Source organism: Micromonospora sp. FIMYZ51, assembly GCF_038246755.1.
GTDB lineage: Bacteria > Actinomycetota > Actinomycetes > Mycobacteriales > Micromonosporaceae > Micromonospora.
The window spans coordinates 1,983,396-1,998,188 of record NZ_CP134706.1 but is presented as its reverse complement, the minus strand read 5'-3'; the positions used below and the strand labels follow the sequence as shown (position 1 = coordinate 1,998,188).

Genomic DNA, 14,793 nt, shown 5'->3' with positions numbered 1-14,793 from the left:
GTGGAGGTGGATCCGGGCGAGTACGTGCCGACGTGGATCGGCCCTGCCGGTGACGTGTGGGAGCTGAATCCGCCCGGCCGCGACCTTTTCACCATGAACGCGGTGACGGGCTACGGCATTGTGCCGGGTGAGCTGGTGACACGGCCCCGGTCGTGGGGTGGTGTGACGGTGGCGGGGGTGCGGATCCGGCAGCGGATCCTCACGTGGCCGGTGCGGATCCGCGCCGCCACGCACATGGAGTTTCTGGACCGGTGGCGCGGGTTGGCGGAGTCGCTGGCCTCCACCTGGCATGACGGGCCGGGCCTGTTTCGGCTCACCCGGCCGGACGGCTCGGCCCGGGAGGTGTTGGCCCACTACCAGTCGGGGTGGGACGGGGAGCCGGGCCAAGGTCAGACGATGGACACGCCGGTGGTGACGTTTCTGTGTCCGGACGGGTTTTGGCGCGGCTCTGAGCCGATTTCGTGGTCCCGCTACTACGGCACCAACCAGGACTTTCTGGACCCGTTTCCGTCGGTGTCGTCTGGTGATGTGCTCGGCGACACCGAAATGGTCAACCCGGGCACGGTGCCGGCGTGGCCGACGTGGCAGATCACCGGCCCGCTGACGGCGATCACCGCCACCAACCTCACCACCGGCGAAACTTTCACCCTCACCCACGAGCTTTCGGCCGGCGACTGGATCGACATCACCACCCGACCCGGCCGGGTGACCGGGTCTGCGGGGCAGATGCTCGGCGGCGCGCTCACCCGCCCCGGCTCCACCCTGTGGGGGCTGCGGCGGGGGCTCAACCATCTGCAATTCGAGGCGTCCGGCGGATCGGAGGGCACGAGCGTGACATTGACGTTCCGGCCCCAATACCACACCGCCTGACATGGGAGTTTACGGACCGCCGCCGACGCATGCCCGCTACATCATGTGGGTCACCGACCATGATCTGACCCCCATCTCGCAGCAGGTAGACGACTGGACCTCCATCTCCGTCACGCTGCGGCACAACGAGCCTTCCAGTGGCGAATTCACGGCCCCGCAAACCCGCGACCTGGTGGAAGCAGTCCGCACACCGCGAGCACGCATCGTGTTGGAGCGTGACGGTGAAATCCTGCTGGCGGGGCCGATCGAATCGACACCACTCGTGTGGTCGGCAGACGAGCACGGCTACGACGGTGCCGGTGATTTGACGGTCCGCTGGGCTGACGACCTTGCCCTGATCGCCGGCAGGCTCAGCTACCCGAATCCGGCGCAGGCGGCGACCGCCCAGACGTCGGCGAAGTGGACGGCCACGGGGAATCCGGAAACGCTGATCCGTGACCTGGTCAACCTCAACGCCGGGCCAGGTGCCCTGTCTGAGCGTCAAATCCCGCAACTGGTGCTCGGCCCGTCAGCCGGCGCAACCGGGTCGGTCACCTGGTCGACCCGGTTCCAGCCGCTCACCGACGATCTGCGGGGTGTCGCCGCTATCTCGCCGACCCGCATCGGTTTCCGCACCCAGCAGGTCGGTTCGACGATCGAGTTTCAGGTGTATCTGCCTACCGACCGCACCCAAGGCATCTGGTTTTCCCGGTCGATGGGCAACGTGCTGTCGATCGAGCACGAGCCGGAGATCGCAGTCGCGACGGTAGCGATCTGCGGCGGCAAAGACGCCGGAGCCAACCGGCTCATCCTCGAACGCGGGGCAGCTGATGTGGGCAGCCAGCACCGCATCGAAGTGTTCGTGGACGGATCCGGGGCCGACAACTCCACCCAACTCGCGGCGGTCGGCGATGAGGAACTGGCCAACTCTGCCGAGGTGCAGCGCCTAGCGGTGCGGGCCGCCGACATCGACGGGCAACGCTACGGCGACTACCAGCTCGGTGACCTTGTCGCGGTGGAAGCGTACCCAGGCATGCCCGACGTACCGGACATCGTGTCCGCAGTCGAAATCAGCGTCGACCCGGAAAACGGCGAAACAGTCCGCCCCATCATCGGCGTCAACTCGGCGCAAATGCTCAACCCCGCCGCCGCCGTGCAGCAGCACATTTTGCGGGCGCTCGCCCGACGCGGCGCCCTCGTAGAAATCCCCGCATAGGAGGTGCCGCGTGGCCGAGTACGCCTACCCGACCACCGCCTACAACGACAGGGCTGTCACCCCCCGCGAATACGAAGACTTGATGAATCCGATGGCCCCGGACGGGATCATCGGCACCCCCGCCCTGTCGGATCTTGTGTACGCCGACAGCTCCCTGCTGGGGGTGAAGATCCGCGCCAACCGGTCGGCGATGATCCGTGGCCTGCGGTGGGAGTCGGGCGGCACCGAACTCACGCAGACAGTCGACGCCAACACCACACCCAGCACCACCCGCCTCGACCTGATCGTGCTGAGGCTGTCCCGCAACCCGTGGACTGTCGGCATCGCGGTAGTGAAGGGCACCCCAGCGTCGTCGCCGACCACACCCTCACCCACCTACGGCGTCGACACGTCGACCGGTGTGTGGGAGCTGCCGCTAGCAGTGGTGACGGTGCCGTACAACACGGCCACCATCGGTGCCGGACAGTGCAGTTTCGTCGGCTGGTATGTGGGTGAGGACGGGCAGATTCTGTGCACGTCCACCAACCGTCCACCGCACCACCCGGGCAGGGTGATCACGGAGACGGACACGGGACGCGGCTACGTGTCAGTCGGCGGAACGTGGCTGGCTTTGTTCGGCAACGTTCAGTCGGCGGCTGTCGCCACATCCGGCACCACCGGAGCGACGTCGTACGTCAATTTGACGGGAAATGTTGGGCCGACGGTGAGCATGGTGACCGGCGCGACAGTAATGCTTTTCTGGTCGGTGTTGATGTCCAACAACACCGCCAACGCGAAAACGTTTGTGGATTACGTCGTGTCGGGTGCCACGTCCCGGTCACCGTCTGATGCGTCGGCGCTGCGGTTTCAGTCTTCGACCGCCAACCAGGAGATTCGCGCAGGTCAGGTCATGTTTGAGTCGGGTTTGACGCCGGGCTCGAACACTTTCACGCTGCAATACAAGACGAATGGCGGGACCGGTTCTTTCGCTGACCGCCGCCTGACGGTTATCGCCCTCTGACGCATCCGTCTCCATTCTGTTTCTTCTGCTGGGGGTTGTTGTGAATCGTCGTGCCGTTTTAGCGGCTGGTGCTGCCGCCGCTGTCGCGCCGCTGACTGCCGGTGCAGGTTCAGCGCAGGCTGCTGCTGGGAGGCCGGCGCTGTTTGTGGTGCCGCATCCTGATGATGAGACGCTGGCGGCGGGGACTGTGATCGCCGAGCATGTGGCGGCGGGCAGGGACGTGCACATCCTGCTGCTGACCCGGGGTGAGCGGTCGGTGGTGTTGGAGGCCCTCAACGGCGGCCCGGCGGTGGGCTGGTGGGGGGTGCGACACGACCCGGCAGTCGAGGGGTATGAGCCTTTGACCGAGGCCGATTTCGGGGCGGCACGCTATCGGGAGTTGGTGGCGGCGGTCGGCTGTATGGGCGTACCCGCCGACAAGATCCACGAAGCGGGGCTGCCCAACGAAGGTGTCACGATCAACAGCGCCAAAGCGGCGATCGTCGCCACCGCCAACCAGATTGGCGGGGACGTCGGCCTGTGGGCCCCGAGCCACACCGTCGACAACCACACCGACCACCTGGCGGCCGGCAGGGCGGTGCGGCAGCTCGGCACCGACGACCCGGTCCGCTGGTGGGACCGCCGCTACTACGTGCTGCCCATGTACTGGTCGGATGCCCGGCTGAGCCAAGTCGACTGGTGGTGGGACACCCCCAACAACGCGGACGTCGCCGCCAGGGCACGTAACGCCGTCAGGGCGTATCAGGGCTGGTCGCCGCGCACCGGCAGCTACGCCATCGGCTGGCAGTCGACGTACGCGCCTTTCAGGACCATCGAGCAGACACCCAAGTCGATGGTGCACCGCTAGCAGAAAGGTGGGGGCAGTGGCCCGATACTGGTACGGCGCAACCCTCACCGACTGGACGCTGGCCACCACCACCGTCGCCGGGCAGCCCGCCGTCGTCACCGCCACCGCAGACGTGCCAGTCACATTCTGGACGGCCGAAGTTGGCGGCACCCAGTACACCGACCTGCTCGACGCTGGCGGGCAGCCGGTCGTGTCGGTGCTGTCGGCGTCGGGTGACGCCCGTCCTGTCGGCACTATCCCGCCGGTGCAGGGCCCTGACGGGGTGCGTCACATGTGGGCGTCGGCGGGCGGCGGACCCCGGCTGCTGATGGCAGGCCGGGTGGATGCGGTCGACCGGGCAGGCGACACGATGACCGGGCCGCTGACGCTGGTTGACGGCTCCCTGGCCGCGTCTGAGCGGTATGTGGACGAGGCGGTCGCCGCCGTCGAGGCTGCCGATGTGGGGGCCGCGCCGGCAGTGCACGGGCACACGGTCGCCGACGTTGACGGGCTCGCCGCGCAGCTTGCGCACCTGCCTGCCGCGTGGCGGTGGGACGGCACCGAGTATGTGCCCGCCGACGGTGCTGGCGTGTATGCCGGCCCCACCGATCCCGGTGATGTGGCGGACGGGTCGCTGTGGGTGGGCCCCAGCGTCGCCCGGATGCGCGTGGATGGCGAGTGGGTGGATTTCGGGCCGGAGGGCGGACCCCCACAGCCGGGTGACCTTGAACTTGCCGCCGCCGACCGTCCGGTGGTTGCCGGGCAGACTGTCGACTTGGACGTCACCGTGACTGGCCTCGCCAGCGGGGAGACGGTCACCGACTATTCGTGGACGGTGCAGTCGGGTGGCGGTTCGCTGACTGGCACCACCACGGCGACGCCGACGTACACCGCCCCCAGCGGGCAGGGGTCGGCGGTGCTGCGGGTGGAGGTGGCTACCAGTCTGGGTGGCTCCGACCTGCTCGACGTGACGGTGGCGTACGGGCCGACGATCACGGCTGCCGAGAATGCGCTGCCGGGTGTGGCGCGTGAGGTGTGGGATCTGCCGGTCGGCACCCTCGGCGGCGTGAGCACCTTGCAGGGCTTCGCGGACGGATTCTCGTTCAACCGGGATGAAACGGTCGCCTTCAAAATCGGGCAGTCGGACAATGCGGGCTGGACGGCGGACGTGTACCGGCTCGGCTGGTACGGCGGCGACGGCGCCCGCCACTACGCCACCCTCACCCCCAACGGCGGACAACTGTCGGCAAGCCAGGCGCAGCCGCAGCCGGGCGACGTGGATCCGGTCACCGACCTCCCGTCACTGGACTGCGACACCTGGTCGACCACCCTCACGTGGGATCCGCCCGCCTGGGCACCGTCCGGCGTGTACGTGCTCCGGCTCAACCGCACCGGCGGCGGCGCGAGCCATGTCATGTTTGTGCTGCGCGACGACGCCCGGACGGCGGACCTGATGGTGATGCCGTCGGACTCCACCTGGGTCGCCTACAACGCTTTCGGTGGGCTCGGCGCCAGCCAGTACGCGGGCAACAGCCTGTACTACGGCACCGCCGTCAACCAGTACGCCAGCGACTGCGCCCGCTACGTGTCGTACAACCGGCCTCTCGTCAACCGGGGTGCCTGCGATCCTGGCCGCGAATACGGCGAAGTCAGGTGGTCCACCTTCTTCACCGGCGAATATCCGATGGTGCGTTTCTTGGAACGCAACGGCTTCGACGTCAAGTACTACGCCTGCATCGACGCCGCAGGCGACCCGGACGGGGCGCTGCTCGACACCGTCTCTGCGGCGTTGGCGGTGGGCCACAACGAGTACTGGTCGGACGGCATGCGCGCCGGCTGGGAAGCGGCGAAGGCCGCCGGTCGGAGCCTGTTCTTTTCGGCCGGCAACGAGGTGTTCTGGCGGCTGGTCGGCCACGACATCGACAGTTCGGGCCGCCCACGCACCTGGGAGTGCTACAAGACGAACATCGACAACCGCGAGTCGCTGGGCCGCGACGAGTGGACCGGCACGTGGCGTGACCCGCGCGGCGACAGCAAGGGCGGCGCTGCCCCGGAGAACACGCTTACCGGCACGATCTTCGTGGTCAACGGCCCGGATTTGCGGTCGCTGGTGGTGCCGCATGACGGCGGGTATTCGCAGACGCCGCTGTGGCGGCACACCGAGGTGGCCGACCTCACTTTCGGCCAGTCGTGGACGTCCCCGGCGCAGATCGTCGGCTTCGAGTGGGACGTCTACGGGCCGGAGGGTGTCAGTTCGGCTGCCGCCGACTATCTGGCCGACCCGCACCCGGACGCCGTGTACTGCTCGGATGTCACCTACGAGGTGACGGCCGGCAAACTTTTGACCGACGCCGGGGCCGGCTACGACGGCTCGGGTACGGCCACCCACCGGCTCGTGGTGCACCCGTCCAGCGCGGATGGCGGTCTGACGTTCGGGACGGGCACCGTCAACTGGGCGCTCGGCCTGGACTCCGCCAACACCTACCAGCAGGGTGACGACAACACGTCGGATGTGATCCAGCAGGCCACCATCAACATCCTCGCCGACATGGGAGTGGCCGCCGCGACGCTCATGTCCGGACTGGCCGAACCCACCCCGGTCGACTGGTTCGGCGACCAGCCGGGAGGCGAGGACATCGGTGAAGCACTGACCATGGCCACCCCTGCCGGCGGCACCGACCACGCAGACGACCCAATCACCATCGGCACCAAGTTTGCGGTGACAACCGACGGATCGTGGACCGGTGTGCGGGTGTGGGTGACCCCCACCGCGCCCGGCGTCACCCCGTCGATCGCCGCCTACAACCACGACACCGGTGCCCGCCTGGCAGTTCAGGCGTACACGGAGCCGGGGACACGCGGCGGTTGGTATGACGTCGAGTGGGAGGTGCCGATCCCCGTCGTGGCCGGCACCACCTATCAGGCTGCGGTGTGGACCGACAGGTACGGCTATTCGCCGCTGTCCGGCATGACGCTGCCACTCACGTCGGAGTCGGAGCGGATCTACACGTCTGCCGCAGCGGATTCGGTCGCCGCCTACACGTATGGCGAAACACCGGCAGCCGACTCGTGGCTGTCGACATCGACCAATTTCATGCACGTGTCGCCGATCGTGCTTTTCCCGTGACTGGGGACAGGGAGGAGGCAGGCATGCATGAAGGCGTGTGCCTCGGTGGGCCGCTCGACGGCCACCCAGCTGTGAGCCGCTTCCCGAAGGGGTTTCTGCTGGTCGACAAGCCGGCCGGCGTGTGCTGGATCTACGAATGGCAGCCGGACCGGGGTGTGTTCACGGTCCGCGACGAGATGCCCGAGCCGGCGTACACGGAGGGTCCGAAGAACCGATATCGGGCCGCCGAAGAGGCCAACTACGACGTGCTCGCCGCGCCGTGGATCGGCTGGCAGGGGGTGGCCGATGGCGACGCTGGTCAGTGACCCGATCCGCTATCTGGCAGACCAGTGGGAGAACCATTGCGGCTACCCGTCGGCTGTCCTGTCGGGCATAGTCCCTGATCAGAGGCATCTCGATCAGGGCGGGTTTCATTGCTCGGTGGAGGATCTGCGGCGGTTCGGCAACCAGAACGACTACTCGAACACGCGGCCCGACGACAAAGACTGGAACGTGCGATACGGGGCCGCCGTGGACATGTCGATGAGTCCCGCCGACATGAAGCGCACCCATGACCGGGTGCGGAAGGCGTGGGCCGACCTGTCGGATCCACGCCGGCCGTACATCAACGCCATCAACACCTGGTCCGGCTCGGGCGATGCGGTGCGGCTCGACTTCTACGCCAACACAGCGAAGTACGCGAGCCCCGACCACAAGTGGCACAACCACGGCGAGATGCGGCGCCGATGGCTGCTCAACATGACCGCCGCAAAGGCAATCGTGTCCGTGCTGAAAGGCGAAACGAAGCAGCAGTACCTCGCTTCGACCGCCGACAGCGGTGGCAGCGGTAGTGGAGAAGGAGGCGACGACGTGAGCAGGCATGTCCGTCACGGCGACAACAGCGAAGCAGTCAAGGATCTCCAATTCCGGCTGAACCGGCTCGGCATCAAAACGGTGCACCCACGCAAGACGAAAGGCCAGCCGGGCTACGGCACCCGCGAATTCCTCACTGTCGACGGCGGCTACCAGGACCACACCGCCGAAGCGGTGAGGGCGTTCGAGCGCCAGGCGCTGGGATCGGACTACAAGGGTGACGGCAGGGCGGTGCTGGCGGCGACGTGGACGCGACTGGATGACGCCTACTGGCGGCAGCTCATCGTCCAGCACGCCCCAAAGCCGCAGCCTGCGGCGGCACCGACAGTCGACTACACACAACTCGCGGCGCGTGTCGACGTCGCCCAGGTGGCGGCCCGCGTCGACCACCCGACGATCAGCGGCATGCTCGTCCGCGACCCGGACCTGCTCCAGCGGCTCGTCACCGAACTGGTGCGCGAGTTGACGGCGCAACCCAGCAAGTCGTGACCCGAGAACTGCTGCACGGCAGGGTCGGTCGACGCGGCACGGCGCTGCTGGTGTTTGCGGTGCTCGACGCCGTGTACGCGGCCCGGCTTGTCACCGTCGACCCCGGCTCGCAGGGCTTCTACGCGTGGCTGCACGAATGCGGGCCGCTGTGGCTGTGGGCGCTGCCGTGGGTTTTGGTGGCCGTCATGTGCGCGCACGGTGCGGTCGGGAGCGCCTGCGACAAGGTGGCGTTCGCGGCGGCAATCGGCATCAAAGTGCTGTGGGCGTCGCTGTACCTGTCGGGCTGGCTGTTGGGGGACGTGCCAGAGGGTTGGGTTTCGGCGAGCGTGTGGGGAGCGTTTGCCTGCTGTGTGTGGCTGATAGCCGGGTGGCCCGAACCGATCAACGGAAGAGGACACCCGCCATGGACGCCACCTTCGGAGTAGTTCTTGCCGCCGCGCTGTCCGCTGTTGCGGCAGTGTTGGCGAGTGTCATCACCAGCCGGGTAGCTGGCCGCGCCAACCGCACCAACGCGATGCTGACGTGGGCTGAGCAGATGCGCGAAAGCGAAGCCGAAGCCCGCCGTGAAGCCCGCGAATCGCGGGAACGCGCCGAACGGATCCGCGACGAAGCTGACGCGGATGTGGACCGGCTACGCGGCAAAGTGCGCGAGTTGGAGTCTGGGCTGGCGAACGCGACCGCGTTGGTGGAGCGACTGTCGGACACGTTGACGCAGGTCGCTTCGGAGGTGTGGCGTCCCGAGCCGGACATTCCGGCGCTGCGGCGTCTGGTGGGTCGCCCGTCGTCTGGTGTCAACGGCAGACCCTAGTACGGCTCGCGGGTGTGGGTGCGCCACGTGCTGGCGGTGTCGTGCTGCCGGCACCAGTCGGTGATGGTGTCGCGGATCCGTCGAGCCTCCGACCGGGCGTCGTGTTCGCTGTCGTGTTCGGTGCGCACCGTGGGCGCTGAGGCGGGCGCGTTGTGCAGAACCACCCACACGCCGGAGCCGTCCATGTGCTGCTCAACCCGGATGAGCGCGGCGGGGATTGTGTCGCCTGTCAGGTACAGCCATGACACCTCACGCAACTGCGGCTGACCTGGCATGAGTTCACGGTACGCCGTCGAACCCTGAACAATGCCGGCCCGGATTCAGGTTCCGGGCCGTTTCCTTGAGTCTCAACGTCCCCTTGGAGGGGTCATGACCACCGACGTCGACATTTCCCGGCCCATCCTCGGGCGGGAACCCGCAGTGCTGATCAACGCTGCCGCCGCCCTTCTCGCCACCTTCATCGGTTTCGTGCCGACCGCCCTCACCGGCGGTCAGGCGGGTGCGATCCTCGCGTTCCTGACCGCCGCCGCCGCCGTGTGGACTGCCGTCAAGGTGCGTCCGATCGCGCCCACCATCTTCGTCGGCCTCATCACCACCGGCGCCACCCTCGCTGGCGCGTTCGGGTTCGACCTGTCGCAGCAGCAGGTGGGGTCGCTGGCTGCCGCATCGGTGGCGTTGATGACGCTGCTGGTGATCCGGCCGCAGTCGACGCCGGTGGCGGATCCGCGCACGATCGACGGCACGGTGGTGTCGGGCGACGTCCGTGATGCGGACCTGCCCGGCGCGGCGGCGTGACAGTGGATCTGCTGGTCGCGTTGCTGCTGGTGGCGGCGGTCGCATTCGCCATCGTGCAGGCACTCGGTGTGCCGTCACGGGTCGGCTTCGGCTGGCTTGCTGTCGCGTGTGTGATCGCGGCGGTGTGGATGATTCCGGCGGTCGCCCGCCTGTAGACCTCCCTCCCCGGAGGCGGGGCACCCTCACCCCAGCGAGGGCGGCCCTATCGCCGGCCACCCGTTCTGCGTTCTGCCGCCACGAGCGGACGCGGGCGGGTGGCCGGCTTCTCCGCGTTCAGGCTGCGGTGCGGGTGGGGTGCGGCCAGATGCGGTCGCCTAGCTCGACGTCGGCGCGCAGCCGGTAGAGGCACGGGTAGAGGGCGCCGCAGTCTCGGCAGCGGCGGGGTTCGTCGTCGTGCCGTCCGTGGCGGGCGGCGAGGATCCGCCAATGGTCACGATCCACAGCCATGCATATACCCTGCCAGGGTGCGAAACGAACCGGCCCCACCTGCCCGTCGTGGGCGGTGGGGCCGGTGCGTTGCGTCCCATCCTCGGCTGTCTCAGCGTGGCAGGATCGTTCTGCCCAGGTCCAGGGTGTTGCGCTTGCCGGTGGCGAGGGTGAGGATTTCCAGCTTCTGCGTCTGGACGATCTGCGCCTTGCTGCCGGGGTGGTCTCGTTCGACCAGTCGGGCGTAGAGGCGGGCGGCCAGTTCGCGGGGGGTGGTTTCCCACTTCGGGTTGTGGATGTGGGTCCAGTCTTGCTGGCCGGGGTGGCGGATTTCGACGTGGTAGTGGCTGATGCGCTGGGCCATGATGGTGTCGTCTACAGCCATGTCGGTCTCCTGATGTAGTTGTCAACCTCCGTGCTTATGTAGTCCAGACTACACCGCGTTTGTAGTTCTGTCTACACATGCCTCATCGCTCCCCGAGCGCCTTGAGCAGCCTCATGCGGTCCACGCCAGCACGCCGCGCCGCCGTCGCCTTCGGCACCCCGCCCACCCGGTGCGCCATCACCGCCACCTGCAACGCGGCCACGTACGCCTCACGCTCCCGGCGCCGCGCCTCGATCAGCGCCCGGTCGGCGTCCTCCGGTGTCGTCTCGCCGAGCAGGTATTGCACGGTCGCGGACAGGGCCGCGTCTCGCTCCGGCTGCTCATCCGGGTGCGGGTAGCGGGTGTCGATGTCGCGGGCAGCGTCGGCCACCTGGTCGATCTGCTCGGCGGTAAGTTCGGCGGCGGCCGGGCCAAGCCAAGCCATTAGCTCGTTGTTGGTCATGGTGTCCCCTTTTTCAGTCGTCCCAGTCGTTGGATGCGAATCCGGCGAAGAAGTCGGCCTTCTCATCGAGCAGCGCCAGAAAGTCATCGCCGACGGGGGTGACGGAGACTATCGCGGTTGGGCGGACGAGCTGCTCGTATTCGGCGTCGACCGGGTGGGCGTCGGGGATTTCGTCTGCTTCCAGTTCCACGATCACCCAGCCGCCGTCGCGGACGGTGAGGGCTCCGGCGAGGCCGCTTTCGAGGTATTCGGCGAGTTCTTCGAGGGTGGTGCAGACGCTGACGCCTTCGCGGGTGAGGGTGGTGTTGCCGTTGTAGGCGTGGGAGAACTGGTAGCCGGGGTCGAGTAGGTCCGCCGGGTTGCGGTCGGCGGTTTGGACTCGGAAGTACGTTCCCATGTAGTTCAGACTACACGGTACCTGTAGTTCTGTCTACACATGGAAGGCGACGAAAGCCCCCGCCAGCTTCGGCCGGCGGGGGCTTCGTCTTGCGTAGGTCAGGCCGGGGTCAACTTACCCCGCGCCGCCGACCGCACGAACGCGGCGAAGTCGAGCGGCGCGACCATCAGCACCGGCCCGGACCTGTCCTTGCTGTCCCGGATCCCAACCGACCCGCCGAGGTCCGCGTTGACTTCCACGCAGTTGTCGCAGTTCGGCCCGCTCTTGCTGCTCTTGAACCACCCGTCTTGCATGTCGTGCTCCTCTGTGCCCGCCCGGACCACGCCGGGCATCCTGTTGGGGTGGTCTATGTGCCCGGCTGGCGGGGCTGCTCGGCGGCCGTCTGCTCGCGCGCCCACGCCAGTTGTCGGCAGTCGTCGCCTCCGGGACAGTCCATGCAGCAGCGACGCTTCTCTCTGTGCGCTTTCATCGTGAGCGCGGCCGAGAAGCGGACACTGCCAGGGTCGGTCGGCTCATCGGTGCGGCTCACCTGAACACCCCCGCCAAAGGCGCCACCGCAGCGACCAGCAGCACGGCAACGGTGATGAGGGCGGCGGTGGCACGGGCACGCCGACTGGCGCGCCGCACCGCCGGGACAGTCCGGCGGGCGGGCACGGCGGGCCGCAAAGGCGGCAAGGTCGGCCCGGTCATGGCAGAAAGTCCAATTCTTCACGCACCGCCGACGGCACCAGCTTTCCTTCCCAGCAGTGATCCCGGCCGCAGTCGGGGGCGTGCGGGTTGCAGTCGTGGCCGTGCGCGGACACCAAACCGCCCACCATCTCGGTGTCGACGGCGACGACATGCAGCAGGATCGCCTCTGAGGCGGGTTCGCCGGTGGGCCCGTACCATTCGCCGCGCCGCAGGTGGATGACGGTTCCGACTGCCTTGGTCAGGTCGACTTTCACCGCGTCCACCTCCGACGCGATGGCTGGTTGGCGGCGATGCGGTTGGCCGCCGCCGGTGGTGTCGGGCCGGCGTTCCGTCTGCGCATGTCTCCCCCTCGCGTTTGGGGGTTGTGGTGGCCGTACCGGACGTCCTGGGGGTGACGTCTCGGGTGGCGACGGCACGGCCACCGCAACCGCGCGGGCTCGCAGCCGCTCTAGCGACTCGACTGTCCACGTCGAGCGGCGCGTCTTGCCCGAAACACCCCGCCCGTACAGGGGGGCCTGAGTCCAGGATGGTCGATACGCTGCCGTTATGGCAGGTGTGAGCAGTGGGCCCACACTTTTGCCCACACGCTGGGGGGCGGAATGGACGATTTTGGGGTCACACTGAGACGGCACCGGAAGACAGCCAGCATGAGTCTGCGTGACCTCGGCGAGGCTGCGAACCTTGATTGGTCGTATCTGTCGCAGGTTGAGCGGGGTGTACGCAAGCCCACCGAATCGCTGGCTGCCGCATGCGATCGGGCTCTCGACGCGGGCGGTGCACTGATCGCAGCGTGGCAGCAGCAGGCAGGTACCGACATGCGTAGACGAACAATTCTCGGGGCCATGAGTGCCCTCGCGGGCGCGGCTGCGGTCGGCCCGCACATCAACATGGAGGCGCTACGCCACGGGCTGGGTGCTGCGGTGGGCGGCGTGGACGAGTGGCAGCGGATCGTCGCCGACTACGGGGTGGACTTCTACCGGCTGCCCGCCGACACGCTCGCCGAGCAGCTGACCGCCGACCTGACCGTGTTGCAGCACCAGATTGCCGCCGCCGACGGCACACAGCGCGCAGGCCTGTTGCGGGCGGCAGCACACCTGTCGGTGATCGTCGCGCTTGGGTTGGTGGCGGCCGGGCAGGGCTGGCAGGCACGCCGCTGGTGGGCGTCGGCGCAGCGCGTGGCGGACGAGTCCGGAGACCGGGGCACGATGCTGCTCAGCCGGGCGTGGGATGTGGTCAACGGGTCGTATGACGGCCGGGATCCGCACGCGGTGGTCGAGGCGTCGGCGGAGGCGCTGCCACTCATCGGCGGTCGCGCATCGTCGGCGGCGTGTGGTCTGCTGGCCGGGCACGCGCAGGCGTTGGCGCTGGCCGGGCGGCACACGGAGGCGGCAGCGACGGTACGGCAACTGTCGGATCTGGCCGAGCGGCTACCCGCCTCGGTGACCGGTGATGTGGAGTCGCTGTGGGGGTGGCCCGCCCACCGGGTGCATCACACCGCCTCGTGGGTGTACACGCACGCGGGCAGGTTGCGTGAGGCGGAGCAGGCGCAGGATGCGGCACTGTCCATGTACCCGGCCTCGCAGGCGCGGTTGCGGGCGCAAGTCGAGTTGCACCGCGCCGCCTGCCTCATCCGCTCCGGGCATGTGCCGGACGGGCTCCGGCACGCCGCAGGCCAACTGGATCGGCTGCCGGCCGAGCACCACAACGGCCTGTTGCGGACCGTCGCCCGGCATGTGGTGGATGCTGTGCCGGAGGCGGAGCGGCGCCGGCCCGCGTACGGGGAGCTGACCGCCCGCGTGGGCGTCTAGGCTCGGCGGCATGGGAGTCACCAACCCCTCTACCCAATGCCCGGCCTGCCTCGGCGACGACTTCCGCAGCCTGTTTCGGATCGAGGCCGGCGAACTGCCCGGCTACCCGGAGGATGCCGCCGTGTATGCCTGCGACGACTGCGCGCACGAGTGGGACACGCAGCATCTCAGCTACGTACAGCACAGCGAGGTCAGCCCGGCGTGGGTGGACGCCCTCGGTGATCTGTACGCGACCGTGTACGCGGAGCCGCCGTACTGCGAGGGCCCGGACGAGGTGCGGGGGTTCCGGGCTGGGCTGCCGGAAGAGGCGACCCGGCCCGGCTTCGCGCTGATCACCGCGCATGACGGGGACACGCTGGTCGGGGCCGCGTACGGGTGGACGATGGAGCGCGGACGGTGGTGGAAGCGCGCCGACCGGCAGCCGCCCGCCGACGTGCTCGACGCAGACAAGCTCGCGGTGTTGGAGTGGCTGGTGCGTCCCGCCCACCGCCGCCGGGGTGTCGGGGCCGAGCTGCTGCGCCGGCTGCTCGACGGACGCCCGGAGCCGTACGCGACCCTCGCCTCCAATCCGGAGTCTGCGGCGCGCGACATCTACGAGCGGGCAGGTTGGGTGCAGGTGGGTGAGTCGGAGACGCCGTGGGGTGCCCACATGCACCTGCTGGTGCTGCGGTTGGGCCGCTAGC

At 68.3% G+C, this 14,793-nt stretch carries 20 protein-coding genes; 13 read left to right on the top strand and 7 right to left on the bottom strand.

Going from position 1 to position 14,793, the window contains the following annotated elements; genetic code table 11:
* From QQG74_RS09590 to QQG74_RS09550, 9 genes are all read left to right on the top strand, one after another.
* Positions 1–870, top strand: a complete 870-nt coding sequence (locus tag QQG74_RS09590; RefSeq protein WP_341719930.1) for a hypothetical protein — start codon at positions 1–3, stop codon at positions 868–870.
* A 1-nt stretch (position 871) separates the two neighbouring features.
* Positions 872–2,065, top strand: a complete 1,194-nt coding sequence (locus QQG74_RS09585; protein ID WP_341719929.1) for a hypothetical protein — start codon at positions 872–874, stop codon at positions 2,063–2,065.
* Between the two features lie 10 nt (positions 2,066–2,075).
* Positions 2,076–3,065 (top strand): hypothetical protein, encoded by a 990-nt coding sequence (locus QQG74_RS09580; RefSeq protein WP_341719928.1) that lies wholly within the window; start codon positions 2,076–2,078, stop codon positions 3,063–3,065.
* Between the two features lie 148 nt (positions 3,066–3,213).
* Positions 3,214–3,912, top strand: coding sequence for a PIG-L family deacetylase (locus tag QQG74_RS09575; RefSeq protein ID WP_341719927.1), 699 nt, complete (start codon positions 3,214–3,216; stop codon positions 3,910–3,912).
* A gap of 16 nt (positions 3,913–3,928) precedes the next feature.
* Complete coding sequence (locus QQG74_RS09570) at positions 3,929–7,018, top strand: N,N-dimethylformamidase beta subunit family domain-containing protein (protein ID WP_341719926.1); 3,090 nt, start codon at positions 3,929–3,931, stop codon at positions 7,016–7,018.
* Positions 7,019–7,041: 23 nt separating this feature from the next.
* Complete coding sequence (locus tag QQG74_RS09565) at positions 7,042–7,323, top strand: hypothetical protein (RefSeq protein ID WP_341719925.1); 282 nt, start codon at positions 7,042–7,044, stop codon at positions 7,321–7,323.
* On the top strand, positions 7,304–8,359 hold the full coding sequence (locus QQG74_RS09560) for a hypothetical protein (RefSeq protein ID WP_341719924.1): 1,056 nt from the start codon (positions 7,304–7,306) through the stop codon (positions 8,357–8,359). Before QQG74_RS09565 ends, QQG74_RS09560 begins: the two co-directional genes overlap by 20 nt.
* A complete protein-coding gene (locus QQG74_RS09555) occupies positions 8,356–8,784 on the top strand; it encodes a hypothetical protein (RefSeq protein WP_341719923.1) in 429 nt (142 codons plus the stop codon). The genes QQG74_RS09560 and QQG74_RS09555 overlap by 4 nt, the downstream gene beginning before the upstream one ends.
* Complete coding sequence (locus QQG74_RS09550) at positions 8,763–9,167, top strand: hypothetical protein (protein WP_341719922.1); 405 nt, start codon at positions 8,763–8,765, stop codon at positions 9,165–9,167. Before QQG74_RS09555 ends, QQG74_RS09550 begins: the two co-directional genes overlap by 22 nt.
* Here the strand turns inward: QQG74_RS09550 and QQG74_RS09545 are convergent.
* Entirely contained in the window at positions 9,164–9,442 is a 279-nt protein-coding gene (locus tag QQG74_RS09545) for a hypothetical protein (RefSeq protein WP_341719921.1), read from the bottom strand. The two genes, QQG74_RS09550 and QQG74_RS09545, sit on opposite strands and share 4 nt — an antisense overlap.
* 94 nt (positions 9,443–9,536) lie before the next feature.
* Here QQG74_RS09545 and QQG74_RS09540 point away from each other — a divergent pair, with 94 nt between their 5' ends.
* The gene (locus tag QQG74_RS09540; RefSeq protein WP_341719920.1) at positions 9,537–9,962 is read left to right on the top strand and encodes a hypothetical protein; all 426 of its coding nucleotides are present in this window, start codon (positions 9,537–9,539) and stop codon (positions 9,960–9,962) included.
* Positions 9,959–10,117: a hypothetical protein gene (locus QQG74_RS09535; RefSeq protein WP_341719919.1), complete on the top strand. Its 159-nt coding sequence runs from the start codon at positions 9,959–9,961 to the stop codon at positions 10,115–10,117. The genes QQG74_RS09540 and QQG74_RS09535 overlap by 4 nt, the downstream gene beginning before the upstream one ends.
* Positions 10,118–10,235: 118 nt before the next feature.
* On the opposite strand, the gene QQG74_RS09530 is transcribed toward QQG74_RS09535, so the two are convergent.
* The 6 genes from QQG74_RS09530 to QQG74_RS09505 form a co-directional block, all read right to left on the bottom strand.
* Positions 10,236–10,409, bottom strand: coding sequence for a hypothetical protein (locus tag QQG74_RS09530; RefSeq protein WP_341719918.1), 174 nt, complete (start codon positions 10,407–10,409; stop codon positions 10,236–10,238).
* A gap of 91 nt (positions 10,410–10,500) precedes the next feature.
* Entirely contained in the window at positions 10,501–10,773 is a 273-nt protein-coding gene (locus QQG74_RS09525) for a hypothetical protein (RefSeq protein WP_341719917.1), read from the bottom strand.
* Positions 10,774–10,855: 82 nt separating this feature from the next.
* Positions 10,856–11,215: a hypothetical protein gene (locus QQG74_RS09520; protein ID WP_341719916.1), complete on the bottom strand. Its 360-nt coding sequence runs from the start codon at positions 11,213–11,215 to the stop codon at positions 10,856–10,858.
* 13 nt (positions 11,216–11,228) lie between these two features.
* Positions 11,229–11,612: a hypothetical protein gene (locus tag QQG74_RS09515; RefSeq protein WP_341719915.1), complete on the bottom strand. Its 384-nt coding sequence runs from the start codon at positions 11,610–11,612 to the stop codon at positions 11,229–11,231.
* Positions 11,613–11,710: 98 nt separating this feature from the next.
* Entirely contained in the window at positions 11,711–11,905 is a 195-nt protein-coding gene (locus QQG74_RS09510) for a DUF397 domain-containing protein (RefSeq protein WP_341719914.1), read from the bottom strand.
* 393 nt (positions 11,906–12,298) lie between these two features.
* Positions 12,299–12,556 carry a hypothetical protein gene (locus QQG74_RS09505; protein WP_341719913.1) on the bottom strand — a complete coding sequence of 86 codons (258 nt, stop codon included), beginning with the start codon at positions 12,554–12,556 and terminating at the stop codon, positions 12,299–12,301.
* Positions 12,557–12,901: 345 nt separating this feature from the next.
* Between QQG74_RS09505 and QQG74_RS09500 the strand changes: the two genes are divergently transcribed.
* Together QQG74_RS09500 and QQG74_RS09495 are read left to right on the top strand one after the other, a co-directional pair.
* The gene (locus QQG74_RS09500) at positions 12,902–14,110 is read left to right on the top strand and encodes a helix-turn-helix transcriptional regulator (protein WP_341719912.1); all 1,209 of its coding nucleotides are present in this window, start codon (positions 12,902–12,904) and stop codon (positions 14,108–14,110) included.
* 10 nt (positions 14,111–14,120) lie between these two features.
* Positions 14,121–14,792 carry a GNAT family N-acetyltransferase gene (locus QQG74_RS09495; protein WP_341719911.1) on the top strand — a complete coding sequence of 224 codons (672 nt, stop codon included), beginning with the start codon at positions 14,121–14,123 and terminating at the stop codon, positions 14,790–14,792.
* Position 14,793 lies beyond the last annotated feature (1 nt).

What these genes read in the sequence shown, in the direction of transcription:
- QQG74_RS09500 (WP_341719912.1), top strand. Translation starts at nt 12,902, where the DNA reads ATGGACGATTTTGGGGTCACACTGAGACGGCACCGGAAGACAGCCAGC.
- QQG74_RS09565 (WP_341719925.1), top strand. Translation starts at nt 7,042, where the DNA reads ATGCATGAAGGCGTGTGCCTCGGTGGGCCGCTCGACGGCCACCCAGCT.
- QQG74_RS09515 (WP_341719915.1), bottom strand. Translation starts at nt 11,612, where the DNA reads ATGGGAACGTACTTCCGAGTCCAAACCGCCGACCGCAACCCGGCGGAC.
- QQG74_RS09545 (WP_341719921.1), bottom strand. Translation starts at nt 9,442, where the DNA reads ATGCCAGGTCAGCCGCAGTTGCGTGAGGTGTCATGGCTGTACCTGACA.
- QQG74_RS09510 (WP_341719914.1), bottom strand. Translation starts at nt 11,905, where the DNA reads ATGCAAGACGGGTGGTTCAAGAGCAGCAAGAGCGGGCCGAACTGCGAC.
- QQG74_RS09550 (WP_341719922.1), top strand. Translation starts at nt 8,763, where the DNA reads ATGGACGCCACCTTCGGAGTAGTTCTTGCCGCCGCGCTGTCCGCTGTT.
- QQG74_RS09540 (WP_341719920.1), top strand. Translation starts at nt 9,537, where the DNA reads ATGACCACCGACGTCGACATTTCCCGGCCCATCCTCGGGCGGGAACCC.
- QQG74_RS09525 (WP_341719917.1), bottom strand. Translation starts at nt 10,773, where the DNA reads ATGGCTGTAGACGACACCATCATGGCCCAGCGCATCAGCCACTACCAC.
- QQG74_RS09560 (WP_341719924.1), top strand. Translation starts at nt 7,304, where the DNA reads ATGGCGACGCTGGTCAGTGACCCGATCCGCTATCTGGCAGACCAGTGG.
- QQG74_RS09530 (WP_341719918.1), bottom strand. Translation starts at nt 10,409, where the DNA reads ATGGCTGTGGATCGTGACCATTGGCGGATCCTCGCCGCCCGCCACGGA.
- QQG74_RS09585 (WP_341719929.1), top strand. Translation starts at nt 872, where the DNA reads ATGGGAGTTTACGGACCGCCGCCGACGCATGCCCGCTACATCATGTGG.
- QQG74_RS09520 (WP_341719916.1), bottom strand. Translation starts at nt 11,215, where the DNA reads ATGACCAACAACGAGCTAATGGCTTGGCTTGGCCCGGCCGCCGCCGAA.
- QQG74_RS09495 (WP_341719911.1), top strand. Translation starts at nt 14,121, where the DNA reads ATGGGAGTCACCAACCCCTCTACCCAATGCCCGGCCTGCCTCGGCGAC.